We start from the raw sequence: 25046 nt of genomic DNA, 5'->3' as shown, positions 1-25046 counted from the left end.
GGGCGTCGGCAAGCAAGCGGTTGGCAAGCGAGCGGAAGTGAGGCGGTTGGGTCGGCATAGCCGGCGCCGGAGCGTTTCCCGTTATTGTCTCAGCAGCCCGAAGCCCGTGGGCGAGAGGATCGCAGATGCAAGATGCCAGCATGAGCCTGTCCGGAGTATCCTCCAGCAGCGACCGCCCGGACTGGGCGGAGGGGGCGGACAATCGCTTGAACATCGTCATCGTCGACGATCAGACGTCTGCGCGGACCATGCTGCGCCACGTGATCGAGGACATCGCCCCGGAACTGACCGTGCGCGACTTCGGCGACTCGCAGGCCGCGCTGGCCTGGTGCGAGGCCGGCAAGGTCGACCTGTTGCTGCTCGACTACCGCATGCCCGGCATGGACGGGCTGGAATTCGCGCGGCGGCTGCGACGCCTGCCCAAGCACCGCGACATTCCGATCATCCTGATCACCGTGGTCGGCGACGAGCCGATCCGCCAGGCCGCTCTGGAAGCCGGGGTCATCGACTTCCTGGTCAAGCCGATCCGCCCGCGCGAACTGCGCGCACGCTGCCACAACCTGCTGCAGCTGCGGCTGCAGAGCGAGAACATCAAGCAGCGCGCGATGTCGCTGGAGCAGCGCCTGCTGGCGAGCATGCGCGAGGTCGAGGAACGCGAGCGCGAGACCCTGTCGCGGCTGGCGCGGGCGATCGAGTACCGCGACGCCGGCACCAGCGCCTACCTGGAACGGATGGCGCACGTGGCCGGCCTGATCGCCGAGCAGCTGGGTCTGTCCGAGGACGAGGTGCGGGTCATCGAGATGGCCGCGAGCCTGCACGACATGGGCAAGATCGCCATTCCCGATGCGGTGCTGCTCAAGCCCGGCAAGCTCAGCGAGGAAGAGATGGCGGTGATGCGCATGCACCCGCGCATCGGCTATGAACTGCTCAGCGGCAGCCAGAACCGCTTCATCCAGGTCGGCGCGCTGATCGCGCTGCGCCACCATGAGCGTTACGATGGCAGCGGATACCCCGACGGACTGGTCGGCGAAGCGATCCCGCTGGAGGCGCGGATCGTGGCGGTCGCCGACGTCTTCGACGCGCTGATCTCGCCGCGTCCCTACAAGGAAGCCTGGACCATGGATGCGACCCTCGCCTATCTCTACGCGCAACGCGGCCGCCTGTTCGACCCGCGCTGCGTGGACGCGCTGTTCCGCGGGCGCGAGCAGCTGCATCTGATCTGCGAGAAGTTTTCGAGCGCGTCGGTCCGGCCGGGGGTCGCGCTGTGAAACCGCGGCTGGAATGGATCCGGGCCCGCTTGCGACAGCGCACGGATACCGAACACGGGCAGACGCTGATCCGGGTCGGCATCTTCCTGTGCGTCATCGTCTGCATGACGATCGCCGAAAGGCTGGGTCAGCTCGCGCCCGATGTGTACCTGACGTCGGTGCTGATGAGCGGCGTGGGCGTTCTTGTCGGCCTGGCGCTGTTCGCCGCGATTCTGGCGCGGCCAGGCAAGTCGAACGTGCGGCGCGTCATCGGCATGGTGACCGACTATGGCCTGATGACGGTGGCGATGATCCTGCAGGGAGAACCGCTGGCCTGGCTTTACGTCATCATCATGTGGGTCACGGTCGGCAATGGCCTTCGCTACGGAAACCGTTATCTGATCGGCGCGGTGGTATCCGCCTGCATCAGTTTCGGTTGCGTGGTCCTGCTCAATGGCTACTGGCGCGAGAACGTCACGCTGAGCGCCGGGCTGTGGGCCGGTCTGATTGCGATTCCCATGTATCTGTCGGGGCTGCTGCGGCAGTTGACCCAGGCGACCGCGGAGGCGCGGCGCGCCAGCGAAGCCAAGAGCCGATTCCTTGCCAACATGAGCCATGAGTTCCGGACCCCGTTGAACGGCTTGTCCGGCATGACCGAAGTCCTGGCCACCACCAAGCTGGACGCGGAACAGCGCGAGTGCGTGGGCACCATCCAGGCGTCCGCGCGAAGTCTGCTGTCCCTGGTGGAAGAGGTGTTGGATATTTCCGCCATCGAGGCGGGCAAGATCCGCACCGAGAAGCATGATTTTTCGCTGCGCGAGACTCTGGCGCAGATCGGCTTGATCCTGCAGCCGCAGGCGCGCGCCAAGGCGCTCGGCTACCACCTGGAGGTCGCGGCCGATGTGCCCGACCATGTGCGTGGCGACGCGGGGCACCTGCGGCAGATCCTGTTGAACCTGGCCGGCAACGCGATCAAGTTCACCAACATGGGGCGGGTGGATATCCGTGTCCGGATACAGCGCAACGACGCCGGCGAGCCGTTCCGGTTGAGTTTCGACATCGTCGACACGGGGATCGGCGTGCCGCCCGCGATGCGCCCGCGCCTGTTCGAGGCGTTCGAACAGGCGGACGTGGGCCTGTCCCGGCGTTACGAAGGCACCGGCCTGGGAACCACGATCGCCAAGGGACTGGTCGAAGCGATGGGCGGCAGCATCGGTTACCAGGAGAGTCCTCCGCGCGGTAGCCGCTTCTGGTTCGAGCTGCCGTTCGAGGCCGCAGCCGCCGCGCCGCTGACCAGCAACGCTCGGGATGGCGCAAGCGAAGAAGAACCGTCGCCGAGCGGCAACATCATCGCGTTCACGGATCCGTTCCTGCGCCATCGCGCGCGGGTGCGTAGCATGCGCATCCTGGTTGCCGACGATCATGCGGCCAACCGCATGGTGCTGCAGCGCCTGCTGCAGAAGGCCGGCCATCGCGCGATCTGTCTCGATGGTGCGGAAGCGGTGCTCGATGCGCTTGCCGAGACCGATTTCGATGCCGTCATCGTCGATCTGCACATGCCGGGGATGAGTGGCCTGGACATGCTCAAGCACTTGCGGATCATGCAGGCCGGCCGTTCGCGCACACCGGTCGTGGTGCTCAGCGCGGACGTCACGCCTGAGTCGATTCACCGCTGCGAACAGGCCGGCGCACATACGTTCCTGGCCAAGCCGGTGGTCGCCTCGCGGCTGCTGGACACGCTGACGGATATCGCCACGGACGGCAGGTTGCGCCCGGCCGAACCGCAATCGCGGCTTGCCAAGGAGGGGGTGTTGGATTCGTCCGTACTCGACGAGCTGGCCGGCCTGGGCATGGGTGACGGATTCGAGCGGGAATTCATTTCCCAATGCCTCAACGATGCCGATGGCTGCCTGGGCGGAATGCAGATGGCGGGCGAGTCCGAGAATTGGGAGAGGTTGCGCGAACATGCGCACGCGGTAAAGGGCGTGGCGAGCAACCTGGGGCTGGTGAAGATGGCCAACCTTGGCGGCGAACTGATGCGTATGGCGGATTGGCAGATGCGCAGCGAGTGGCGGCAATGCCTGGCGACGCTCAATGCCAGCCTGACCGAGGGTAGGGAGGTGCTGGACCTGCGGGCGCTGCGAAGCAGCCAGCAGGACGGCAACGAACTGCGCTGAGGGAAAGCCCGGCATTCGGCCGGGCCCGGGCCCCCTTCCGGTCTGAGTCTTCTAGGCGAGCGCGGCGACGTTGTGCGCGCGCCGCGTCTGGGCCCGCACCAATCGGTCCATCATGCGTAGCGACTTGTCGTCTAGCGCAAGCGCCGCGTCTACCCAGACTTCGGTGATGGCCATCAGTTCCCGCAATGACACGTGTTGCGAAATGCGGCGCGCCGCGTTCATCGCGAGATAGGACAGCTTGCTGCGCTGCTGGATGCGGATCAGTTCCTCGACCGCCGCCTTTCCCTCGCCCCTGGGTACCAGGATGTCGACCACGCCGAGTGCATGCATCTGCTCGCTGCTGTAGACCGTTCCTTCCAGAATGATCTTCTCGGCCAGCTGCGGCGATACGCGCTGGCACAGGAAGGAGTAGGCACCCATGCCCGGAAACAGGCCGAACATCACCTCCGGCAAGCCCATGCCGACGCCTTCCTCCGCCACGATGGTGTGGCATGCCAGCGCCATCTCGAGGCCGCCGCCCAGGGCGTCGCCCTGCAGCAACGCGATGGTCCGCACGTCGCCGCCGAGGCCGGTATGCAGGGTATGCACGCCTTCCACGCAACGCTTGGCGTAGGCGAGCAAGCTGTCCCTGTCGCGCAAGCGAATGAGCTGGGTAAACAGTTCCAGGTCTCCGCCGAGGTTGAACACGTTCGCATCCGAGGCCAATACGAAGTGCCGCAGTTGCCCGCGCTGCAGCGCATTGCCGCCGCTCAGGGTGATCGCATCGGTAAAGCTCCACATGTCGTCGAGCAGATCGTCCCTGAAGCACGGGCGGGCACCGACGGCCGCATCGTTGTGCATGAACATCCAATGCGCGTTGCCATCCGCGCTCGACTCGACGCGGATGGTGGGGAAGCTCGGGTTGAAGAAGCGTTTGTCAACGTTCATGGGATTTCCTCGGTGTTTTGGTTGGCAGCGGAACGGCGTGCGCGGCGCCGGGGGGACGGCGCGCGAGCCGATGCTACACCTACGGAAACAGAGGGCTGATGGCGCCTTGGACGGAGAAATTCACGTCTTGTGGCGTGCATGGCTGGCGGCAGCCATGCGTCTTGGCGGCAGGGCCGAGAAGCGAGGGTAGCGGCGGAGTGTATCTGGCCTGCGCCCGCCGCGCGGCGTGGACCTGGAGTCCACGCCAGTGTCGACCTAGGCGGCCGGCGGGCTGTCGCGCAATTCCCGCCGCAGGATCTTGCCGACGTTGGTCTTGGGCAGTTCCTTGCGGAACTCGACGATGCGCGGGTGCTTGTAGCCGGTCAGGTTGGCGCGTGCGTGGGCCTTGACGTCCTCGGCGGTGAGGTTGGGGTCCTTCTTGACGATGACTACCTTGACCACTTCGCCGGATTTCTCGTCCGGTACGCCGACCGCGGCCACTTCCAGCACGCCGGGCATCATCGCGATCACGTCCTCGACCTCGTTCGGGTACACGTTGAAGCCGGAGACCAGGATCATGTCCTTCTTGCGGTCGACGATATAGAAGAAGCCCTGCGGATCCATCCGTGCCATGTCGCCGGTGTGCAGCCAGCCGTCGGCATCGATCGCGCCGGCGGTTTCCTCGGGACGGCGCCAGTAGCCCTTCATCACCTGCGGGCCCTTGATGCACAGTTCGCCGACGTCGCCGGGCGCCATGATCTGGCCCTGGTCGTCCTTGACGCAGGCGTCGGTGGACGGGATCGGCAGGCCGATGGCGCCGTTGTATTCCTGCAGCGTCAGCGGGTTGATGCAGGCGGCGGGCGAGGTCTCGGTCAGGCCGTAGGCCTCGACCAGGGTCAGCCCGGTCACCTGCTTCCAGCGCTCGGCCACGGCGCGCTGCACCGCCATGCCGCCGCCCAGGGTGAACTTCAGCGAGGAGAAATCCACTTTGTCGAAGCCGGGCGTGTTGAGCAGGCCGTTGAACAGCGTGTTGACCCCGGTGAAGGCGGTGAAGCGGGTCTTCTGCAACTCCTTGACGAAGCCGGGCATGTCGCGCGGATTGCTGATCAGGTGGTTGAGGCCGCCGAGCTTCATGAACACCAGGCCGTTCGCGGTCAGCGCGAAGATGTGGTACAGCGGCAGCGCGGTGATGATGACTTCCTTGCCTTCCTCCAGCTTGCCGGTCGCGGCGATCCAGGCGCCGGCCTGCAGCATGTTGGCGACCAGGTTGCGGTGGGTCAGCATCGCGCCCTTGGCCACCCCGGTGGTGCCGCCGGTGTACTGCAGGAAGGCGATGTCGTCCGGCTCGATGTCCAGTTGCGGCAGCGTGTGCAGGCGGCCCAGGGTCAGCGTGTCGCGGAAGCGCACCGCGTTGGGGATGTCGTAGTCGGGCACCAGCTTCTTGATGTACTTGAGCACGAAGTTGACCAGCGCGCCCTTCGGGAAGCCGAGCATGTCGCCCAGGCCGGTGGTGATGACCTGCTTGAGCTGCGTGTCGGCCAGCACGTCCTGCACGGTCTTGGCGAAGTTGTCGATCACCACGATCGCGCTGGCGCCGGAGTCGATCAGCTGGTGACGCAGTTCGCGCGGCGTGTACAGCGGGTTGACGTTGACCACGGTCATGCCGGCCAGCAGCACGCCGAAGGTGGCGATCGGGTACTGCAGGCAGTTGGGCATCATCAGCGCGACGCGGTCGCCCTTCTTGAGCTGCAACTCGCCCAGCAGGTAGGCGGCGAAGTGCCGGGCCAGTTCGCCGGCCTCGCGGTAGGTCAGGGTCTTGCCGAAGTTGCAGTAGGCCGGACGGTCGCCGAACTTGGCGACGGAGGTTTCGAAGACGGCGGCGACGGATCGATACTCGTTGACGTCGATCTCGGCGGGAATGCTGGCCGGATAACTCTGCAACCACGGACGTTCCTGACTCATGTACTCCCCCCTCGTGTGGAATGCTGCCGCACGCCGACGCAACGCTGCGGCGTGGCGAGTGGCAGGATACCGTCCCGCATGGAAAAGGCGAAACCTGGAGGAAATCCAATGCGACAGGCATGGGCGTGGGGATGGGGATGCTCGTTGCTGCTGGCCTTGCCCGGCTGCCAGCGCGATTCGGCGGAACAGCGGCTGCGCAAGGACATCGCCGCCATGCAGGAGGCGGTGGAGGAACACCGCCTGCGCGATGCGATGGCCGCGGTGGCCGACGATTTCGCGGGCGAAGCGGGGATGGATCGTGCTGCGCTGCACAACCTGTTGCGCGCGCAATTCCTGGCCAACGCGCGGATCGGAGTGAACACCGGACCGCTGTCGATCGCGCTGCAGGGCGACGACGCCACGGTGCGCTTCGACGCGGTGGTCAGCGGCGGCGATGCACGCGTGTTGCCGGAGCGGATGCAGCGCTACGCAGTGGTCACCGGCTGGCGCGAGCAGGACGGGCACTGGCGGCTGCGGCATGCGCAATGGAGTGCGGCGCCGTAGCGAGTCGCGGGTAGGGCGAAGCCGCAATCGCCACGTTCGGGAAACGGGCGCCTTCAATGCTGTCGTTGTGGCGGGCAAAGACCCGTTATTTCGAAACGCCGTGCCGATGAGCAGGCGTGCGCGCGAGCGGCAGTGCATACCCCGCGCGAGCATGCGCGGCGCCCGTGCAGGACGCCGCGCTGTCATGGCCGCTCAGGCCGCCTTGCGCGCCGCCAGCTGGCGCAGCACGTACTGCAGCAGGCCGCCGTGCTTGAAGTACTCCACTTCCTTCGGCGTCAGCAGCAGCACCTTGACCTGAAACTGCTTGACGCTGCCGTCGGCCTTCTTCGCATCGACCGTGGCGCGTTTGCTGGCGCCGTCCTGCAAGCCGGTGATGTCGAACACCTCCGAACCGTCCAGGCCCAGCGACTGCGCGTTCTCGTTGTCCAGGAACTGCAGCGGCAGCACGCCCATGCCGACCAGGTTGGAGCGGTGGATGCGCTCGAAGCTCTCGGCGATCACCGCCTTGACCCCGAGCAAGTTGGTGCCCTTGGCCGCCCAGTCGCGCGAGGAGCCGGTGCCGTATTCCTTGCCGGCGATCACCACCAGCGGCACGCCGTCGGCCTTGTACTTCATCGCCGCGTCGTAGATCGCCAGCTTCTGCGGCTGCGCGCCATCGGGCCCGCGGTACAGCGTGTTGCCGCCTTCTTCGCCGCCGAACATCAGGTTCTTGATGCGGATGTTGGCGAAGGTGCCGCGCACCATCACGTCGTCGTTGCCGCGGCGGCTGCCGTAGCTGTTGAAGTCGGCCGGCTGCACGCCGCGTTCCTGCAGGAAGCGGCCCGCCGGCGAGTCCTTCTTGATGTTGCCGGCCGGGGAGATGTGGTCGGTGGTGATCGAGTCCCCGAACAGGCCGAGCACGCGCGCGCCGTGCACGTCGTCGACGCTGCCGACCTGCATGGTCATGCCGTCGAAGTAGGGCGGGTTCTTGATGTAGGTGGACGCCGCGTCCCAGGCGTACAGCTCGCCGTCTGGCGAGGCGATCGCGGCCCAGCGGCTGTCGCCCTTGAACACGTCGGCATAGTTCTGCTTGAACATCTCCGGGCCGACGGTGGCGGCGATGGTGTCGCCGATTTCCTTGTTGCTCGGCCAGATGTCGCGCAGGTACACCGGCTCACCGTCGCTGCCGGTGCCGAGCGGATCGCGGCTCAGGTCGATGTCGGTGGTGCCGGCGATGGCGTAGGCGACCACCAGCGGCGGCGAGGCCAGGTAGTTCATCTTCACTTCCGGGTGTACGCGGCCTTCGAAATTGCGGTTGCCCGACAGCACCGAGGCCACCACCAGGTCGTCCTTGGCGATCGCCGCCGACACGTCGTCCGGCAGCGGGCCGGAATTGCCGATGCAGGTGGTGCAGCCGTAGCCAACCACGTAGAAACCAAGTCGTTCCAGGTCGTCCATGACCCCGGCCTTCTTCAAATAATCGGTGACCACCAGCGAGCCCGGCCCGAGCGAGGTCTTGACCCACGGCTGCGCCTTCAGGCCCTTGGCCACGGCGTTGCGCGCCAGCAGGCCGGCACCGAGCATCACCGCCGGATTGGAGGTATTGGTGCAGGAGGTGATCGCGGCGATCACCACCGAGCCGTCGCGCAGCTGCCAGCCGGCGCCGCTGTCTTCGGCGGTCTCGGCCTGCGCGGCCTTGGCGCCGACCGCGGTGCCGCCGCCGCCTTCGTTCTTGAGCCGGTCTTCCTGCTTGAGGTCGCTATGGCGCTTGTGGCGCGCTTCGGCGAAGGGCACCAGGTTGTCGCGGAAATTGCGCTGCATGTCTTCCAGCAGCACCCGGTCCTGCGGCCGCTTGGGCCCGGCCAGCGACGGCTTGACCTCGGCCATGTCCAGTTCCAGCGTGGCGCTGTAGGCGGCGTGCGCGGTGTCGGCGTCGTGCCACAGGCCCTGCGCCTTGGCGTAGGCCTCGACCAGCGCGATCTGCTCCTCGCTGCGTCCGGACAGCCGCAGGTAGGTCAGCGATTCGGCATCGACCGGGAAGATGCCGCAGGTGGCGCCGTATTCCGGGGCCATGTTGCCAATGGTGGCGCGGTCGGCCAGCGGCAGGTGCTGCAGGCCCTCGCCGAAGAACTCGACGAACTTGCCGACCACACCGTGCTTGCGCAGCATCTGCGTCACCGTCAGCACCAGGTCGGTGGCGGTGGCGCCTTCGGGCAGCCTGCCGGTCAGCTTGAAGCCGACCACCTGCGGGATCAGCATCGACGAGGGCTGGCCGAGCATCGCCGCTTCCGCCTCGATGCCGCCCACGCCCCAGCCGAGCACGCCGATGCCGTTGATCATGGTGGTATGGCTGTCGGTGCCGAACACCGTGTCCGGATAGGCGATCGTCTCGCCGTCGTGCTCGCCGGTCATCACCACCCGCGCCAGGTGTTCCAGGTTGACCTGGTGCACGATGCCGGTGTTCGGCGGCACCACCTTGAAATTGTCGAACGCCTTCTGTCCCCAGCGCAGGAAGCCGTAGCGTTCCTTGTTGCGCTGGAATTCGATCTTGCCGTTGAGATCGAGCGCATCGGCCTTGCCGAACACGTCCACCTGCACCGAATGGTCGATCACCAGTTCCGAGGGGATCAGCGGATTGATCTGCTCCGGGCGCCCGCCGAGCTTGACCACCGCATCGCGCATCGCGGCCAGGTCGACCACGCACGGCACGCCGGTGAAGTCCTGCAGCACCACCCGCGCCGGCATGAACGCGATCTCGGTGTCGGGCTCGGCCTTGGGATCCCACTTCGCCACCGCTTCGATATGGTCCTTGCCCACGGTCACGCCGCCGTCTTCGTGGCGCAGCAGGTTTTCCAGCAGGATCTTCAGCGAGTAGGGCAGGCGGCCGATGTCGAAGCGCTCGGCGAGCCTGGGCAGGCTGTAGTAGGCGTAGCGTTTGCCGTTGACCTCGAGCGAGGCACGGGTGGAAAAGGAATCGCTCATCACGGAACTCCTATGGCGTCGCGGCTGTAGGGACTGCGGTCATTCTGACCGATTCAGTGTGTACGGAGGGTGTGACCGGGACTGTATGCGGGCTTGAGTATGACGCTTCAAGTATGTAAAATTCGTGCATACCTTGCGGAGTTCGCCCATGGAAGCCACCGTCGCCGAGCGCGGTCAGATCACCTTGCCCAAGGCCGTACGCGATGCGCTGGGACTGAGCAAGGGCACCATCCTGAAGGTGGAGCTGGACGGCGGCCGCATCATCCTGCGCAAGAGCGTGGACGATGCGATCTCGCGCGCCCGCGGCCGCTTCAAGCTGGACGGCTTCGCCAGCACCGACGAGGCGATGCGCGCGATCCGCGGCCGCGCGCCGGGCGATCCGTTCGGATCCGACCCCAAGGCATGATCGCGATCGATTCGTCCGTGCTGGTGGACCTGCTGGCCGACGGCCCGCAGGCCGATGCCGCCGAAGCCTGCCTGCGCCAGTGCCTGAGCACCGGCCCGGTGGTGGTGTGCGACATCGTCCTGGCCGAAGTGTGCGGCGCGTTGCGCGACGGCGCCGAGGCGCTGTCGGTGCTGGAGGACATGAGCATCCGCTTCAATGCGCTGGAGGCCAAGTCGGCGTTGCGCGCCGGCGAGATGCAGCGCCGTTTCCGCGCCCGCGGCGGCCAGCGCGAGCGGGTGGTGGCCGATTTCCTGATCGGCGCCCACGCGCTGCTGCAGTGCGACGGCCTGATCACCCGCGACGACGGCTTTTTCCGCGACTACTTCAAGGGCCTGAAGATCATCGTGCCCAAGCCGTCCGCCTGACGCCGCCATTCGTTTCCCGCTTACCGCTCACCCCTACCGAAATTTCCGGAGAACCCGCATGTTGGAAGCCTACCGCCACCACGTCGCAGAGCGCGCCGCGCTCGGTATCCCGCCGCTGCCGCTGAGCGCGCAGCAGACTGCCGAGGTCGTCGAGCTGCTGAAGCAGCCGCCCGCCGGCGAAGAGCAGTTCCTGGTCGAACTGCTGAGCCAGCGCGTGCCGGCCGGCGTCGACGACGCGGCCAAGGTCAAGGCCTCGTACCTGGCCGCGCTCGCCTTCGGCAGCGAGCAGTGCGCGCTGATCTCGCCCAAGCGCGCCACCGAACTGCTCGGCACCATGCTCGGCGGCTACAACATCCACCCGCTGATCGAGCTGCTGGACAACGCCGAACTCGGCGCGGTCGCCGCCGAAGGCCTGAAGCACACGCTGCTGATCTTCGACGCGTTCCACGACGTGCAGGAAAAGGCCGAGGCCGGCAACGCGCACGCCAAGGCGGTGCTGCAGAGCTGGGCCGACGCGGAGTGGTTCACCAGCAAGCCGGAAGTGCCGCAGAGCTTGACCGTCAGCGTGTTCAAGGTGCCGGGCGAGACCAACACCGACGACCTGTCGCCGGCGCCGGACGCGACCACGCGCCCGGACATCCCGATGCATGCGCTGGCGATGCTGAAGAACAAACGCGACGGCGCCGCGTTCGTGCCGGAAGAAGACGGCAAGCGCGGCCCGATCCAGGCGATCGCCGAGCTCAAGGCCAAGGGCCACCTGGTCGCCTACGTCGGCGACGTGGTCGGTACCGGTTCCTCGCGCAAGTCGGCGACCAATTCGGTGCTGTGGTGGACCGGCGAGGACATTCCGTTCATTCCGAACAAGCGTTTCGGCGGCGTGTGCCTGGGTTCGAAGATCGCGCCGATCTTCTACAACACCATGGAAGACGCCGGCGCGCTGCCGATCGAGCTGGACGTGTCGCAGATGGAGCACGGCGACGTGGTCGAGCTGCGTCCGTACGACGGCAAGGCGCTGAAGAACGGGCAGGTGATCGCCGAGTTCGCGATGAAGTCGGACGTGCTGTTCGACGAAGTGCGCGCCGGCGGCCGCATCCCGCTGATCGTCGGCCGCGGCCTGACCGCCAAGGCGCGCGAGTTCCTGGGCCTGCCGGCCTCGGATCTGTTCCGCCTGCCGATGGTGCCGCCGGATACCGGCAAGGGCTTCTCGCTGGCGCAGAAGATGGTCGGTCGCGCCTGTGGTCTGCCGGAAGGCGAGGGCATGCGCCCGGGTACCTATTGCGAGCCGAAGATGACCTCGGTGGGTTCGCAGGACACCACCGGGCCGATGACCCGCGACGAGCTGAAGGACCTGGCCTGCCTGGGCTTCTCCGCCGACCTGGTGATGCAGTCGTTCTGCCACACCGCCGCGTATCCGAAGCCGGTGGACGTCAAGACCCACCACACCCTGCCGGAGTTCATCTCCACCCGCGGCGGCGTGTCGCTGCGTCCGGGCGATGGCGTGATCCACAGCTGGCTCAACCGCATGCTGCTGCCCGACACCGTCGGCACCGGCGGCGACTCGCACACCCGCTTCCCGATCGGCATTTCGTTCCCGGCCGGCTCCGGCCTGGTCGCGTTCGCCGCCGCCACCGGGGTCATGCCGCTGGACATGCCGGAGAGCGTGCTGGTGCGCTTCAAGGGCGAGATGCAGCCGGGCGTGACTCTGCGCGACCTGGTCAACGCGATCCCGCTGTACGCGATCAAGGACGGCCTGCTGACCGTGGCCAAGCAGGGCAAGAAGAACATCTTCTCCGGCCGCATCCTGGAGATCGAAGGGCTGCCGAACCTGAAGGTGGAGCAGGCGTTCGAATTGTCCGACGCCTCGGCCGAGCGTTCGGCGGCCGGCTGCACTGTGCATCTGGACAAGGCGCCGATCATCGAATACCTGACCAGCAACATCACCCTGCTGCGCTGGATGATCGCCGAGGGCTACGCCGATGCGCGCACCCTGGGCCGCCGTATCAAGAAGATGGAAGAGTGGCTGGCCGATCCGCAGTTGCTCGAGCCCGATGCCGATGCCGAGTACGCCGCGGTGATCGAGATCGACCTGGCCGACATCCACGAGCCGATCGTGGCGTGCCCGAACGATCCGGACGACGTCAAGACGCTGTCCGAAGTCGCCGGCGCGGCGATCGACGAGGTGTTCATCGGGTCGTGCATGACCAACATCGGCCACTTCCGCGCCGCGGCCAAGCTGCTGGAAGGCAAGCGCGACATCCCGACCCGCCTGTGGGTCGCGCCGCCGACCAAGATGGACGCTTCCGAGCTGACCAAGGAAGGCCATTACGGCACCTTCGGCGCGGCCGGCGCGCGCATGGAAATGCCGGGCTGCTCGCTGTGCATGGGCAATCAGGCGCAGGCGCGCGAGGGCGCCACGGTGTTCTCCACCTCCACCCGCAACTTCCCCAACCGCCTGGGCCGCAACACCAACGTGTACCTGGGTTCGGCGGAACTGGCGGCAATCTGCTCGCGTCTGGGCCGCATCCCGACCAAGGACGAGTACATGGCCGACGTGGGCGTGATCAAGACCAGCGGCGAGCAGATCTACCGCTACATGAACTTCGATCAGATCCAGGAATACCAGGACGTGGCCGATACGGTCGCCGCCTGATCCAGACGGTCTAAAGCTGTAACGAAAAAGCCCGGCGATGCCGGGCTTTTTCGTTGGCGCTTGGTCTTGCAGCAGGTCCAAAGCCCCTCTCCCCCCGGGAGAGGGGTTGGGGTGAGGGTACGGCGCGAAAGCGCCTCGCCGAGTTGGGTGCACAAGGCTGCGCCCGTACCCTCATCCGCCCCTGCGGGGCACCTTCTCCCGAAGGGAGAAGGGAACAGCCGCTTAGCCCCTCTCCCCCCGGGAGAGGGGTTGGGGTGAGGGTACGGACGCGAAGCGCCTCGCAGCATTTGGGTACATGAGGCTTCGCCCGTACCCTTATCAGCCCTTTCGGTTCGGTCGCGTCATGTTGCCGGAGCGGTTCGCATCTGGATCTATCGCAGCGCTGGCCGGCATTCCGACTTCGTTGGTCGCGGTTGAAACCGCTCCTACAGTGCACCCAGCATGCTCTCTGTATGAGAGGTTCAACTGCAACCGGTTGCGTAACGACAAACGCTCAGGCGCTTTCCACCCGGTTGCGGCCGTGTTCCTTGGCCCGGTACAGCGCCTGGTCGGCGAGGTTGGTCAGGCGCGTGCTCGACAGGTCGGACCGCGGCCATTTGCTGGCGCAGCCGATGCTGACCGTCACCAGCCGATGGCGCGCATCCGGCGCGTGCGCCACCGCGCAGCCCAGCACCGCCTGGCGTAGCCGTTCGCCGACCGCATGCGCCGCCTCGCTGTCGCAGCCGGGCAGCAGCGCCACGAATTCCTCGCCGCCATAGCGCGCCAGCACGCCGTCCTCGCGCAGTTGTGCGGCCATCGCCAGGGCCACCACGCGCAGGCAGTCGTCGCCGGCCAGATGCCCGTAGTGGTCGTTGAAGCGCTTGAATTCGTCGATGTCGATCATCAGCAGCGCCAACGGCCGCTGCTGCGCCTGCATCTGTTGCCACAGCCGTTGCTGGCTTTCGACGAAGTGGCGATGGTTGGCGATGCCGGTGACCGGGTCGCGCTGCGCCTGGTCGGCGAGGCGGCGGTTGGCCTGCTCCAGTTCCTGGGTGCGGGTGCTCACCAGTTGCGCCAGCAGGTCGCGCTGGCGGCGCAGCCGATAGCCGTGCACGCGCCAGCCGAGCAGCAGCGCGGCAATCAGCGCCACCGCTGCGGCACCCCAGCTCAGCGGCGACAGATACCACGGCGAAGGCTGCCGGAAGCGCAGCCGCGCCGGCGTGGTCGACCAGGCGCCGGTATCGCTGCGCGCGATGATTTCCAGGGTGCTGTCGTCCCACGGCAGCAGCGCGAAGTGCAGGCTGCGCTGCGCGCCTATGTCGGTCCACGCCGGGTCCTGTCCCGGGCGGGTCAGCCGGTAGCGGAAGCGGGTCTTCTCCGGCGCGCTGAGGTTGATCGCGGTGAAGCCCACTTCGATGTCGTGGCTGTGCGGCGGCAGGCGCAGCTCCGTGGCCAGCGGCACGCTGCGGCCGCCCACGTCGAGCGACTGGATCCGCACCGGCGGCGCCTGCACGCGGCGCTGGCCGAGCGCCAGCGGATCGATCTCGGCGAAGCCGGAAATCAGCGGGAACCACAGCTTGCCGGCGGCGTCGCGCAGGCACGCCGGCTGGCCGCCGCCGTTGGTTTCGGCCGGTTCCAGACCGTCGCTTTCGGAAAAGCCGATCGCGCTCAACTCCTCGCTGCCGGCGGCGGCCTTGGCCAACTCTTCCGGCAGCAGCAGGGAAATGCCGCGGTTGCCGCTGAGCCACAGCCCGCCGCGCGCGTCGGCGACCATGCACGAGACCACGTCGTCGAACAGGCCGCTGCCGCGATCGAAACGCTGCACGCGGCCGTTGCCGATGCGGTTGAGGCCGCCGCCATAGGTGCCGATCCACAGCGTGCCGTCGGGCTGTTCGTACAGCGAGCGCACGAAGCGGCTGGACAGGCCGTTGCCGGTGTTCCAGCGTTCCACCACCCGTTGCCGCCGCCAGCGCACCACGCCTTCGCCGCCGGCCAGCCACAGGCCGCCTTGCTGCGCCGGCTGGATCAGGGTGACGCTGCCGGGCAGGCCGGGGAGGCGCTGCGGCGTGCCGGTCTCGCCGCCGGCACCGACCGGGATCGCGTACACGCCGTGGCCGCTGGCGACCAGCAGCTTGTGCTTGGCGGTGCGGTACAGGGCGCGGATCGGCAACTGGTCCGGCCACTGCGCGACCAGCCGCGGCGCCTGGCTGCGGTAGGTGTCGCTGTCGTGGTCGGCGTGGTCGTCCTGCGCGTCGGGCGGCAGATAGCCGACGCGGCCATCGACGGTGCCGATCCACACGCCGCCGGCCTCGTCGCGGTGCAGCGACCACACGCACTCGTTGCCGAGCGCGGACTGCAGCGACCAGCGGCGCAGGCGTCCGCTGGGCGCATCCCAGTGCCGCAGTCCGCCGCACACGGTGCCCAGCCACAGCCCGCCGCTGCCGTCGCCGATCACCGGCAGCCCGGGCAGGTCCATGCCCTGCTGCGCGTCGTTGAGCAGGCCGATGCGCGAGCGCGCGATGCGCAGCAGGCCGCGCGCGTTGCTGCCCAGCCACAGGTTGCAGTCGCGGTCGCTGAGCAGGCTGCGCGACGCCGGCAGCGCCGGGGTCGCCAACGGGCGCAGCCCGCCGCCATCGTCGTCGTCGCGGAACAGCTGCCCATCGACATCGACCGCCCACAGCCGGTGCTGCGCATCGCGCGCCAGCGCCTGCGCGCCGCGTATCGGTGCCGCTGTCGGCAGCCACTGCCGACGCAGCGTGTCGTAGCGGTACAGGGCCGCGCCGGCGCCGACCCACAACACGCTGCCTTCGCTGTGCAGCGAACTGACCCGGGTTTCCGCGGCCGGTAACGGCACCGCTTCGCGGCGTCCGTGGCGCAGCCGCCACAGGCCTTGCCCACCCAGATAGAGCTGCCCGTCGCCGCCGAGCGCGGCGGCCATGTCCAGCGCCTGCGGCTGCTGTTCGAGGGTGCGCAGGGTGCGCGTGTCGATCCGGTAGGCGCCGGCGCTGCTGAGCACCCACACGCTGCCGTCGGCTGCGGCGACGAAGCGGCGGATCAGGCAGCGGCCGCCGCACACGTCCAGGCGCAGGAAGCGGCCGTCGCGGTAGACGCTGACGCCGGCGTCCTCGCTGCCGATCCACAGCTGGCCGCGCTCGTCCTCCAGCAACTGCAGGATCCGGTCGCTGGACGGGCCGCTGCCGGCCAGGCTGCGGTAGACGCTGAACTCGCTGCCGTCGAAGCGCGCCAGCCCGCCGAAGGTGCCCAGCCACAGGAAACCGTCGCGGTCCTGCACGATCGCGTTCACCGAATTCTGCGGCAGGCCGTCGTGGGTGGAGAACCGGCGCACGACGTCGGGATAGGCAGGACGCAGCGTCTGCGCGGCGAGCGCAGCACTGACGGACCACAGCAGCAGCGACAACAGGAAGCGGATCGGCATTGCCAGGCGGGGGGTGAAAAACGTGCTGCGGATCAAGCAATAATTGTGCCGCGACCGGCTAGTGGGGCGCGGCACCGGACGTTGCGGGCGGCGCGGCCGCCTCCGGGTCGGCCTGATGCGCGCCGATCCAGCGTTCCAGCTGCGTCGCTGGCAGCGCCGGCGAGAACAGGAAGCCCTGCAGCACGTCGCAGCCGAGCCACGACAGGAACGCCCGCTGCGCCTCGGTTTCCACGCCCTCGGCGACGGTATGCAGGCGCAGGCTCTCGCCGATGCGCAGCACCGAGGTGGTCAGCGCGCGCGCGGTTTCGCTGTGTTCCAGGTCGCGGACGAAGCTCATGTCCAGCTTGAGTTCGTTGACCGGCAACTGGTGCAGATGGCTGAGGCTGGAATAGCCGGTGCCGAAGTCGTCCAGCGACAGGCGTACGCCGCTGGCCTGCAACTGACGCAGATTGGCCAGCACCGCCGGTGCGTTGGACAGCATGACGCTCTCGGTCATCTCCAGCGCCAGGTCGCTGGGCACCAGTCCATGTGCGCTCAGTTTCTTCGCCACGCGCGCCGGCAACTGCGCGTCGGCGAAGTTGCTGGCCGACAGGTTGACCGCCACCCGCGGCACCGGCACGCCGCGCAGGCGCCAGTCGGCCATCTGCCGGCAGGCCTGGCGCAGCACCCAATGCCCGAGTTCGTCGATCAGCCCGCATTCCTCGGCCATCGGCACGAAGCGCGCCGGCGAGATGTCGCCCAGATGCGGGTGCTGCCAGCGCAGCAGCGCTTCCACCCCGTACAGCGCGTAGGGCGGCTGGCTGTGCAGCTGCGGCTGGTAGTGCAACTGCAGCTGGTCGCGGCGCAACGCCTCGCGCAGCGCGGTCTCCAGCGCCACGCGTTCCTGCGCCATGCGGTTCATGTCGGCGCTGAAGAAGCGGAAACTGCCACCGCCTTCGTTCTTGGCCCGGTACATGGCCAGGTCGGCGTGGCGCAGCAGGGTCTCGATGTCGCGGCCGTCGTCGGGGAACATCGCCACGCCGATGCTGGCGCCCGGGTGCAGGGTCACGTGCCCGACCACCAGCGGATCGGCCAGCGCAAGCAATAGCCGTTCGGCCACGCCGGCGGCCTGTTCGGCGCCGCACTGCGGCAGCATCAGCACGAACTCGTCGCCGGCCTGGCGCCCGATCAGGTCGGTCGCGCTCAAGGTCTCGCCCAGGCGCCGCGCGATGTCGCGCAGCATGCCGTCGCCGGCGGCGTGGCCCTGGGTTTCGTTGACGCGTTTGAAGCGGTCGATGTCGACGAACAGGATCGCCACCGGGAACGCGTGGTACTCGGCGGCGGCCAGCGCCTGCTCGGCGCGGGCGCTGAACATGACCCGGTTGGGCAGGCCGGTCAGCGAGTCGTAGAACGCCAGCTGGTGCACGCGCGCCTTGGTCTGCTCGCGCTCCAGCGCCAGCGCGCACAGGTGCAGGCACAGCTCGATCAGCCGCAGGTGCCAGGGCTGCGGTTCGCACACGTCGCGGTAATACAGCGCGAAACTGCCGAGCACGCGCCCGCCGTTGGACTTGATCGGGCTGGCCACGCAGCTGCCCAGGCCTAGCTGCTGCACCAGCGGCCGGTACTCGGCGAACAGCGGATCGGTGGCGGCGTCGCGCACCAGCACCTGCTTGCCGCGCCAGATCGCCGCGCCGCAGGCACCGGCGGTGGGACCCACGCGCATGCATTCGACCGCGGCGTTGAAGGCGGTCGGCAGGCTCGGCGAAGCCAGCGGGTGCAGCCGCCCGTCGCCATCGACGCTGATGATCGAGGCCACCACCTGCGGGGCGACGCGCTCGACCTCGCTGCAGATCAGCGCAGCCACGTCGACCAGCGGCTGTTCGCGGACCAGCGCGTCGAGCACGTTCTTGTGCAGGATCTCGTGCATCTTGCTCTGGGTGATGTCGGTGAACGACACCACGTAGTGCTGGATGCCGCCGTCCGCGTCGGCGATCGGATTGGCCATCAGCGTGGTCCACAGCGGCGAGCCGTCCTTGCGGTAGACCAGCAGATCGGTCTGGTGGCCCAGGCCGCCGATCACGCGTTCGCGGGTCAGCCGTACCGCCTGCATGTCGGTGCCGACGCCGGGCAGCACGCTGCTGGGCAGCAGCCCGCGCACTTCCTCGGCGGTATAGCCGAACATGTGCACGAAGCCGGCGTTGACGTAGAGGATCGCCAGCTGCGGGTCGCAGACCACGATGGCGTTGTCGCTGCGGTCCAGGGCCAGCGACAGCAGCCGCATCTTGGCGTCGCGCTCGCGTTCGGCGCTGATGTCGCGCACGAACACCACGTACAGCGGCGCCGTTTGCTGCGGCACCGTGGCCGCGCTGACCGACACCCAGCGCTGCACGCCGTCGTTGCCGGGCAACTGCAGTTCGTAGCCGTCGCCGGGGGTGTCGGTGCGCTGCCGCATGCACCTGGCCAGGAACGGCGCGCGCGCCTCGTCCGGCACCAGTTCGCCCAGCGAACGCCCCAGCACCTGCGCCTGCGACAGGCCCCACAGCGCCTCGGCGGTCTGATTGAAGGCGAGGATGCGCGCGTCCGCGTCGATCACCACCACGCCGTCGGGCGCCTGTTGCAGGCAGCTCAGCAGGGCCTGCTCGGAATCGGTCAGCGTGGCCAGGCCCGGAACCGTGGCGGCAACGGCATCGCCAGGCGCGTTCGGGGTGCGGACGCGCTGGCGCGGCATGGGGCTAGCGGGCCTGGTTGGACAAGGCGATCAGGCGTTCGGCGATCCGGTCCAGCGGCAACACTTCCTGCGCGGCACCGAGCCGGAACGCGGTGCCGGGCATGCCCCAGACCACGCTGGTGGCCTCGTCCTGGACCAGGGTGCTGGCGCCGGCCTGCAGCATTTCCAGCAGGCCGCGCGCGCCGTCGTCGCCCATGCCGGTCAGCACCGCGCCGATCGCGTTGGCGCCGGCGTTGCGCGCCACCGACTGGAACAGCACGTCCACCGCCGGCTTGTGCCGGTTGACCGGCGGGCCGTCGTCGATCTTGCAACGCCAGCGCGCGCCGTCGCGGACCACCTGCAGGTGCTTGCCGCCGGGTGGCAGGTAGGCGTGGCCGGGCAGGATCGCTTCGCCTTCGCTGGCCTCGCGCACCGCCATCGCCGAGTGCCGGTTGAGGCGGTCGGCGAAGGCGGTGCTGAAGCCGGCCGGCAGGTGCTGGGTCATCACCACCGCCGGCGCATCGGCCGGCATGCCTTCCAGGACCACGCGCAGCGCCTCGGTGCCGCCGGCGGAGGCGCCGATCGCGATCAGCCGGTCGGTGGTGCGGAATTTCAGCGTGGACGCGGCGCTGGGCGTGATCACGGTGTTACCGCCAGGCCGCGGCGCAGCCGGGCGGTCGAGCGCGCGGACCTTGGCCTTGGCCGCGGCCTTGACCTTGCCGACGATTTCCTCGGCGTATTCCTCCAGGCCGCGGGCCACGTCGAGCTTGGGCTTGGAGATGAAATCGACCGCGCCCAGCGCCAGCGCCTGCAGCGTGGTGTCGGCGCCGCGCTCGGTCAGCGAGGAAATCATCACCACCGGCGTGGGCCGCAGCCGCATCAGGTTTTCCAGGAACGCCAGGCCATCCATGCGCGGCATTTCCACGTCCAGGGTGATCACGTCCGGATTGAGCCGCTTGATCTTCTCGCGGGCCAGGATCGGATCGGCGGCCGAGCCGACCACCTCGATGCCGGGCGCGCGCGACAGGATCTCGGTGAGCATCTGCCGTACGACCGCGGAGTCGTCGACGATCAGCACGCGACAGGGAATTTCTGAGGTCATTCGAACAACTCCACGGCGCCGGTGACCGGCGCTTTGGCGAGGCGGGCACGCACCGCCGATTCGGCGGCGGCGACTTCGGCTTCTTCGTGCGCATGCGGCAGGCGCTGCACGACCACGCGGCCGGTGGTGGGGAAGAACCAGATCTTGCGCGGATGGATGCCGCGCAGGTCTTCGGCCACCACCGGAATCTGCTCGGCTTTCAGATACTGCAACACGAACTCGGCGTTGCGGGTGCCGACCGGGTTGTTGGTGAAGCCCTTGAGCACGTTGCCGCCGCCGAACACCTTGGCTTCCAGGCGGCTGCGGCTGGCGCCGCGCTTGAGCAGGTCGTTGATCAGCACTTCCATCGCATAGCTGCCGTAGCGTGCCGGTGCGCCGTCGCCGGCCTGGCCGTCGGGCAGCATGAAATGGTTCATGCCGCCGATCTTCAGCAGCGGGTCGCGGATGCAGGCGGCCACGCAGGAACCGAGGATGGTGGTCAGCGCGGTGTCGTCGTCCACCACCAGGTACTGGGTCGGCAACAGCTTGGCCGCAATGGTCTGGAAGCGGGTGTCGTGGTAGCGCATCACCTGATCGGCGACCACCGTGGCGGCTCTCATGCGCGTGCCTTGGTGGCGCGCCGGTACAGCGTGCGGCCGCAGGGCTGGATCAGGTCGGCCGCATGCAGGTAGTTTTCCGAATGGCCGGTGTAGAGCATGCCTTCGTCGTCCAGATGCGGGATCAGCCGCGACAGGATGCCACGTTGCGTAGGCTTGTCGAAATAAATCATCACGTTGCGGCAGAACAGCGCCAGGTACGGGCCGCTGACGTCGTAGCGCGGCTCCAGCAGGTTCAACTGGCGGAACTCGAGCAGCTCGCGCAGCGCCGGCACCACCCGGCACTGGCCTTCGTTGGCGCCGCTGCCGCGCTGGAAGTACTTGCGCTTGAGCGCCGGGTCCAGGCTGGAGATGCGATCGACCGCATACACGCCGCGCGAGGCGGTCGCCAGCACCTGGGTGTCCACGTCGGTGGCCAGGATCCGCACCGGCGGGGTCAGCGTGCCGAACGCCTCGCAGGCGGTGATCGCCAGCGAATACGGCTCCTCGCCGGTGGAGGCGGCGCACGACCAGATCTTCACCGGCGCCGCGGCGGCGTGCTTCTGCAGCTCCTCGCGCAGGCGCTCGAAGTGGTGCGGCTCGCGGAAGAACGAGGTCAGGTTGGTGGTCAGCGCGTTGGTGAACGCCTCCCACTCGTCGCCGCCGTCGCGTTCCAGCCAGTCCAGGTACTCGCGGAACGAGCGCAGGCCCAGCGTGCGCAGGCGCCGCGACAGGCGGCCGTAGACCATATCGCGCTTGGCCGGGGCCAGCGCGATGCCCGCCTTCTGGTAGATCAGGTCGCAGACCCGCTTGAAATCGCGATCGCTGAATTCGAAGTCGCGATTGTCGGAACCGGGATGGGGCAGGGAAGACGTTGGAGTGGCCATGGCTCGCAGCGGTGATCGGTCTATCGGGTTATCGGCCGGCGCCGCGCGAAATTGACGCCGGAACAAGATGCGGCCTGCGCCGCTGCCGCTGCCGCCGTCAGAACTCCTGCCACTGGTCTTCGGCGGCGCTGGCGCGCGCCGTGCCCGCCGCGCTGCGGATGCGCGCAGGCGCACGCGCTGCGGTCGCCACCGGCGAGGCCTTGGCGCGTAAGGACGGCCTGGCCTTTGCGACCGGCGCGGCCTGTGGCGCCGGTGCGCTGGCCTGCGGGTCCAGCTTGAACTCGGCGACGGTGGCGCTGAGCTGGCCGGCCTGGGCCTGCAGCGTGCGCGCCGCGGCGGTGGCTTCCTCGACCAGCGCGGCGTTCTGCTGCGTGGCTTCGTCCATCTGGGTCACGGTCTGGTTGACCTGCTCGATGCCGGCCGACTGCTCCTGCGAAGCGGCGGAGATCTCGCCCATGATGTCGGTGACGCGCTGCACCGAGGACACGATCTCCTGCATGGTGCGGCCGGCCTGGTCGACCAGGGCCGAACCTTCGGCGACGCGGGTCACCGATTCGTCGATCAGGCCCTTGATCTCCTTGGCCGCACCGGCCGAGCGCTGGGCGAGGGTACGCACTTCGCTGGCGACCACCGCGAAACCACGGCCCTGTTCGCCGGCACGCGCCGCTTCCACCGCGGCGTTGAGCGCGAGGATGTTGGTCTGGGAGGCGATGCCGTCGATGACCGAGATGATGTCGGCGATCTTCTTCGACGAGATCTCGATGCCGCTCATCGTGCTCACGACCTGGCCGACCACGTCGCCGCCTTGCGAGGCGACCGCGGCGGCGCCAACTGCGAGCTGGTTGGCCTGGCGCGCATGCTCGGCGTTCTGCTTGACCGTGGAGGTCAGTTCTTCCATCGAGGCGGCGGTTTCTTCCAGGCTGGCGGCCTGCTGCTCGGTACGGCGCGACAGGTCGTCGTTGCCGGCGGCGATTTCCGACGAGGCGACGTTGATGCTGGCGGCCGCGCTCTGGATGCGGCCGACGATATCGGCCAACTGCTCGGCAGTGGCGTTGGCGTCGTCGCGCATTTTGGCGAACACGCCATGGAACTCGCCCTGCATGCGCACGCTCAGGTCGCCGGCGGCGATGGCCTGCAGCAGCTGCGACAGCTTGCCCAGGGTGTGGTCGCTGACCTCCATCATCGCGTTGAGGTTCTGCACCATCGCGCGGAAATCGTACTGGAAGCGCTCGGCGTCGCCGCGCGCGCTGAAGTCGCCGACCGCCGCGGCCTCGGCCAGCTGCTTGACCTGCACGTTCATCGCGGTCAGGTTGGCCTTGGCGGTGTCCATCGCGTCGGTCAGCGCGGCTTTCTCGCCGGGCAGGCGATCCATGTCGTCGGACAGGTCGCCGATCGCATAGCGCTGGATGATCTGCACCAGGCGCAGCTTCACCGCCACGTGCGAGGCGACCAGGTCGTTGGTGGCCTTGACCATGTGCCCGTACTCGCCTGGGAAGGCGGCCGCATCCATGCGGTAGCTGATCGTGCCCTGTTCGTGGCGCTGCGCCATCAGGTTCTGCGCGTCGATCACCTCGCGGATGCGGCTGCGCATGTCCAGCATGTCGCCCATCAGCTGGCCGATCTCGTCGCTGGAGCGCGCGCGCACGTTGCTGTCCAGTTCGCCGCGGGCGATGGCCTGCGACAACTGCCGTGCCGTGTCGAGCTGGCGCGCGATGCCGCGCGAAATCATCCAGCCGACGCTGGCCGCGGCCGCGATCGCCAGGGCGAGCAGGCTCAGGATCAGCAGTTTGGTACGCGCCAGCTGCGCGTTGATGGTGTCCATTTCCTGGTTCAGCTGGGCGACGTTGTAGTCGGTCAGCGCCACGATCCGTTCAAACAGTTCGCGCCGCAGCGGCCGCGACTGCTTGTCGGAGATGGTCTGCGCGGCGGCGACGTCGCCGCCGCGCAGCGCATCGCCCATCAGCGTGTTGGTCTGCAGGTAGGCGTCCAGTTTTTCCTTGACCCCGGCATACATCTGCCGCTGCGTCTTTTCCAGCATCACCCGCTCGATGATGGCCTGGTTCTTGGCCACTTCCGCGCGCACCTTCTGCATGCGCTTGAAATAGTCGGCCATCGCTTCCGGGTCGTTGGCGCGGGCGATCTGCGCCAGTTCGTAGGTGCGGAACTCGCCGAGCTGCGCGCGTACTTCGGCCAGCGCCTGCGTGGCCGGCACCCAATCCAGCTCGATGCGCTTGAGCTCGGACATCGCCAAGGTGGTGCGCGAATAAGTGAACACGCCCAGGATCACGGTCAGCAGCGTGGTCAGGGCGAAGGCGAAGATCAGCTTGTCGCGGATTTTCAGTTGTTTGAAGACGTTCATTGGCGTTTCCGTGCAACGGATTGGGCGATGGCGAGGCGGTAAGGCAGTTGGGCTAGCGGGCGACGTAGGTGGGCGCGTCGGCGTCCGGGTGCAGCGCGTGCGCGGCGTTGATACGGCTCAGTTGTTCCAGGTCGGCGAACAAGGCGCGGCGCTGCGGCAGCGCCTGTTGCGTGGACAACTGGCGGGCGCGTTCGCGATCGCCGGCATGCACCGCGCTGCTGATCTGCCGGTGCAGCTGCAGGTAGGCATCCAGCTCCGCCTGGACAGTGGCGAAGCGGCGGCGTTCGTCTTCGCTCGGCGCGGTGGCGATGTACCGCGCCACTTGCGTGCGCGCGCCGCGCATCGAGCGTTCGATGCGCCGGTCGTAGTCGGCCACTTCCGCGGTACTGCCGGTCGCGGCGATCAGCGACAACTGATACAGACGCAATTCCGCCAGCTGCGCGCGCAGCTCGCGCAAGGCCATGGCCGACGGCGCTTGCCGGGTCTGCAGCTGCAGCAGGTGCTGGCGCGAGTCGTCGAGGCTGCGGGTGCTCAGATGCGCCACCCCGATCACCGTGGCGCAGCCGAGCACGCACAGCAGCGACACGAGCAGAGACGATTTCAGATCGGTATAGCGCGGCATCTCAGGCTCCCGAAGCGGCGGCAATGGCGAGGTGGCTGCGGCGATCGCATTCACGCTTCGTTAATCCGATATCGACTGCCGCGCCTGCCGCTTGAGACCGCCGGTGCCCGGGACCGGCTCAACTGTGATGCAAGTCCGGTTGAG

General features: G+C 68.0%; 16 protein-coding genes. 6 read left to right on the top strand and 10 right to left on the bottom strand.

Annotated features, from left to right (window positions below; translation table 11 throughout):
* Window positions 1-125 precede the first annotated feature (125 nt).
* Both rpfG and HEP74_RS11290 read left to right on the top strand, forming a co-directional pair.
* Window positions 126-1268: a cyclic di-GMP phosphodiesterase response regulator RpfG gene (gene rpfG / locus HEP74_RS11295; RefSeq protein WP_185812967.1), complete on the top strand. Its 1143-nt coding sequence runs from the start codon at window positions 126-128 to the stop codon at window positions 1266-1268.
* Window positions 1265-3424: an ATP-binding protein gene (locus tag HEP74_RS11290; RefSeq protein ID WP_185812966.1), complete on the top strand. Its 2160-nt coding sequence runs from the start codon at window positions 1265-1267 to the stop codon at window positions 3422-3424. The genes rpfG and HEP74_RS11290 overlap by 4 nt, the downstream gene beginning before the upstream one ends.
* 51 nt (window positions 3425-3475) lie before the next feature.
* Here the strand turns inward: HEP74_RS11290 and HEP74_RS11285 are convergent, their stop codons facing one another.
* Window positions 3476-4351, bottom strand: coding sequence for a crotonase/enoyl-CoA hydratase family protein (locus tag HEP74_RS11285; protein WP_185812965.1), 876 nt, complete (start codon window positions 4349-4351; stop codon window positions 3476-3478).
* Between the two features lie 255 nt (window positions 4352-4606).
* The gene (gene rpfB, locus HEP74_RS11280; protein WP_185812964.1) at window positions 4607-6292 is read right to left on the bottom strand and encodes a fatty acyl-CoA ligase RpfB; all 1686 of its coding nucleotides are present in this window, start codon (window positions 6290-6292) and stop codon (window positions 4607-4609) included.
* 108 nt (window positions 6293-6400) lie between these two features.
* On the opposite strand from rpfB, the gene HEP74_RS21925 reads away from it, so the two are divergent.
* Window positions 6401-6835: a Cif family virulence factor gene (locus HEP74_RS21925; RefSeq protein WP_255427722.1), complete on the top strand. Its 435-nt coding sequence runs from the start codon at window positions 6401-6403 to the stop codon at window positions 6833-6835.
* 192 nt (window positions 6836-7027) lie between these two features.
* On the opposite strand, the gene acnA is transcribed toward HEP74_RS21925, so the two are convergent.
* Complete coding sequence (gene acnA, locus HEP74_RS11270) at window positions 7028-9796, bottom strand: aconitate hydratase AcnA (RefSeq protein WP_185812963.1); 2769 nt, start codon at window positions 9794-9796, stop codon at window positions 7028-7030.
* A 148-nt stretch (window positions 9797-9944) separates the two neighbouring features.
* On the opposite strand from acnA, the gene HEP74_RS11265 reads away from it, so the two are divergent.
* The 3 genes from HEP74_RS11265 to acnB are packed head-to-tail and all read left to right on the top strand — an operon-like array spanning window position 9945 to window position 13256.
* Window positions 9945-10202 carry an AbrB/MazE/SpoVT family DNA-binding domain-containing protein gene (locus HEP74_RS11265; RefSeq protein WP_185812962.1) on the top strand — a complete coding sequence of 86 codons (258 nt, stop codon included), beginning with the start codon at window positions 9945-9947 and terminating at the stop codon, window positions 10200-10202.
* A complete protein-coding gene (locus HEP74_RS11260) occupies window positions 10199-10606 on the top strand; it encodes a type II toxin-antitoxin system VapC family toxin (RefSeq protein ID WP_185812961.1) in 408 nt (135 codons plus the stop codon). The genes HEP74_RS11265 and HEP74_RS11260 overlap by 4 nt, the downstream gene beginning before the upstream one ends.
* Window positions 10607-10664: 58 nt before the next feature.
* A complete protein-coding gene (acnB, locus tag HEP74_RS11255) occupies window positions 10665-13256 on the top strand; it encodes a bifunctional aconitate hydratase 2/2-methylisocitrate dehydratase (protein ID WP_185812960.1) in 2592 nt (863 codons plus the stop codon).
* A 493-nt stretch (window positions 13257-13749) separates the two neighbouring features.
* Here acnB and HEP74_RS11250 read toward each other — a convergent pair whose 3' ends face one another.
* The 7 genes from HEP74_RS11250 to HEP74_RS11220 all read right to left on the bottom strand — a co-directional run bounded on the left by HEP74_RS11250 (window position 13750) and on the right by HEP74_RS11220 (window position 24902).
* On the bottom strand, window positions 13750-16707 hold the full coding sequence (locus HEP74_RS11250) for a ligand-binding sensor domain-containing diguanylate cyclase (RefSeq protein ID WP_221893122.1): 2958 nt from the start codon (window positions 16705-16707) through the stop codon (window positions 13750-13752).
* 22 nt (window positions 16708-16729) lie between these two features.
* Window positions 16730-19378, bottom strand: coding sequence for a sensor domain-containing protein (locus tag HEP74_RS11245; protein ID WP_185812958.1), 2649 nt, complete (start codon window positions 19376-19378; stop codon window positions 16730-16732).
* A 4-nt stretch (window positions 19379-19382) separates the two neighbouring features.
* Window positions 19383-20459, bottom strand: coding sequence for a protein-glutamate methylesterase/protein-glutamine glutaminase (gene cheB / locus HEP74_RS11240; RefSeq protein WP_185812957.1), 1077 nt, complete (start codon window positions 20457-20459; stop codon window positions 19383-19385).
* Window positions 20456-21058, bottom strand: coding sequence for a chemoreceptor glutamine deamidase CheD (gene cheD / locus HEP74_RS11235; protein ID WP_185812956.1), 603 nt, complete (start codon window positions 21056-21058; stop codon window positions 20456-20458). Before cheD ends, cheB begins: the two co-directional genes overlap by 4 nt.
* Entirely contained in the window at window positions 21055-21921 is an 867-nt protein-coding gene (locus HEP74_RS11230; protein ID WP_185812955.1) for a CheR family methyltransferase, read from the bottom strand. Before HEP74_RS11230 ends, cheD begins: the two co-directional genes overlap by 4 nt.
* A 97-nt stretch (window positions 21922-22018) precedes the next feature.
* Window positions 22019-24280, bottom strand: a complete 2262-nt coding sequence (locus HEP74_RS11225) for a methyl-accepting chemotaxis protein (RefSeq protein ID WP_185812954.1) — start codon at window positions 24278-24280, stop codon at window positions 22019-22021.
* Between the two features lie 52 nt (window positions 24281-24332).
* The gene (locus HEP74_RS11220) at window positions 24333-24902 is read right to left on the bottom strand and encodes an MCP four helix bundle domain-containing protein (protein ID WP_185812953.1); all 570 of its coding nucleotides are present in this window, start codon (window positions 24900-24902) and stop codon (window positions 24333-24335) included.
* Between the last annotated feature and the right edge of the window lie 144 nt (window positions 24903-25046).

This window comes from Xanthomonas sp. SS, from assembly GCF_014236835.1.
Lineage (GTDB): Bacteria > Pseudomonadota > Gammaproteobacteria > Xanthomonadales > Xanthomonadaceae > Xanthomonas_A.
This window is presented reverse-complemented; position numbering and strand designations above follow the sequence as displayed.

What these genes read in the sequence shown, in the direction of transcription:
- rpfG (WP_185812967.1), top strand. Translation starts at nt 126, where the DNA reads ATGCAAGATGCCAGCATGAGCCTGTCCGGAGTATCCTCCAGCAGCGAC.
- HEP74_RS11285 (WP_185812965.1), bottom strand. Translation starts at nt 4,351, where the DNA reads ATGAACGTTGACAAACGCTTCTTCAACCCGAGCTTCCCCACCATCCGC.
- rpfB (WP_185812964.1), bottom strand. Translation starts at nt 6,292, where the DNA reads ATGAGTCAGGAACGTCCGTGGTTGCAGAGTTATCCGGCCAGCATTCCC.
- HEP74_RS21925 (WP_255427722.1), top strand. Translation starts at nt 6,401, where the DNA reads ATGCGACAGGCATGGGCGTGGGGATGGGGATGCTCGTTGCTGCTGGCC.
- acnA (WP_185812963.1), bottom strand. Translation starts at nt 9,796, where the DNA reads ATGAGCGATTCCTTTTCCACCCGTGCCTCGCTCGAGGTCAACGGCAAA.
- HEP74_RS11265 (WP_185812962.1), top strand. Translation starts at nt 9,945, where the DNA reads ATGGAAGCCACCGTCGCCGAGCGCGGTCAGATCACCTTGCCCAAGGCC.
- HEP74_RS11260 (WP_185812961.1), top strand. Translation starts at nt 10,199, where the DNA reads ATGATCGCGATCGATTCGTCCGTGCTGGTGGACCTGCTGGCCGACGGC.
- acnB (WP_185812960.1), top strand. Translation starts at nt 10,665, where the DNA reads ATGTTGGAAGCCTACCGCCACCACGTCGCAGAGCGCGCCGCGCTCGGT.
- HEP74_RS11245 (WP_185812958.1), bottom strand. Translation starts at nt 19,378, where the DNA reads ATGCCGCGCCAGCGCGTCCGCACCCCGAACGCGCCTGGCGATGCCGTT.
- cheB (WP_185812957.1), bottom strand. Translation starts at nt 20,459, where the DNA reads ATGACCTCAGAAATTCCCTGTCGCGTGCTGATCGTCGACGACTCCGCG.
- cheD (WP_185812956.1), bottom strand. Translation starts at nt 21,058, where the DNA reads ATGAGAGCCGCCACGGTGGTCGCCGATCAGGTGATGCGCTACCACGAC.
- HEP74_RS11230 (WP_185812955.1), bottom strand. Translation starts at nt 21,921, where the DNA reads ATGGCCACTCCAACGTCTTCCCTGCCCCATCCCGGTTCCGACAATCGC.
- HEP74_RS11225 (WP_185812954.1), bottom strand. Translation starts at nt 24,280, where the DNA reads ATGAACGTCTTCAAACAACTGAAAATCCGCGACAAGCTGATCTTCGCC.
- HEP74_RS11220 (WP_185812953.1), bottom strand. Translation starts at nt 24,902, where the DNA reads ATGCCGCGCTATACCGATCTGAAATCGTCTCTGCTCGTGTCGCTGCTG.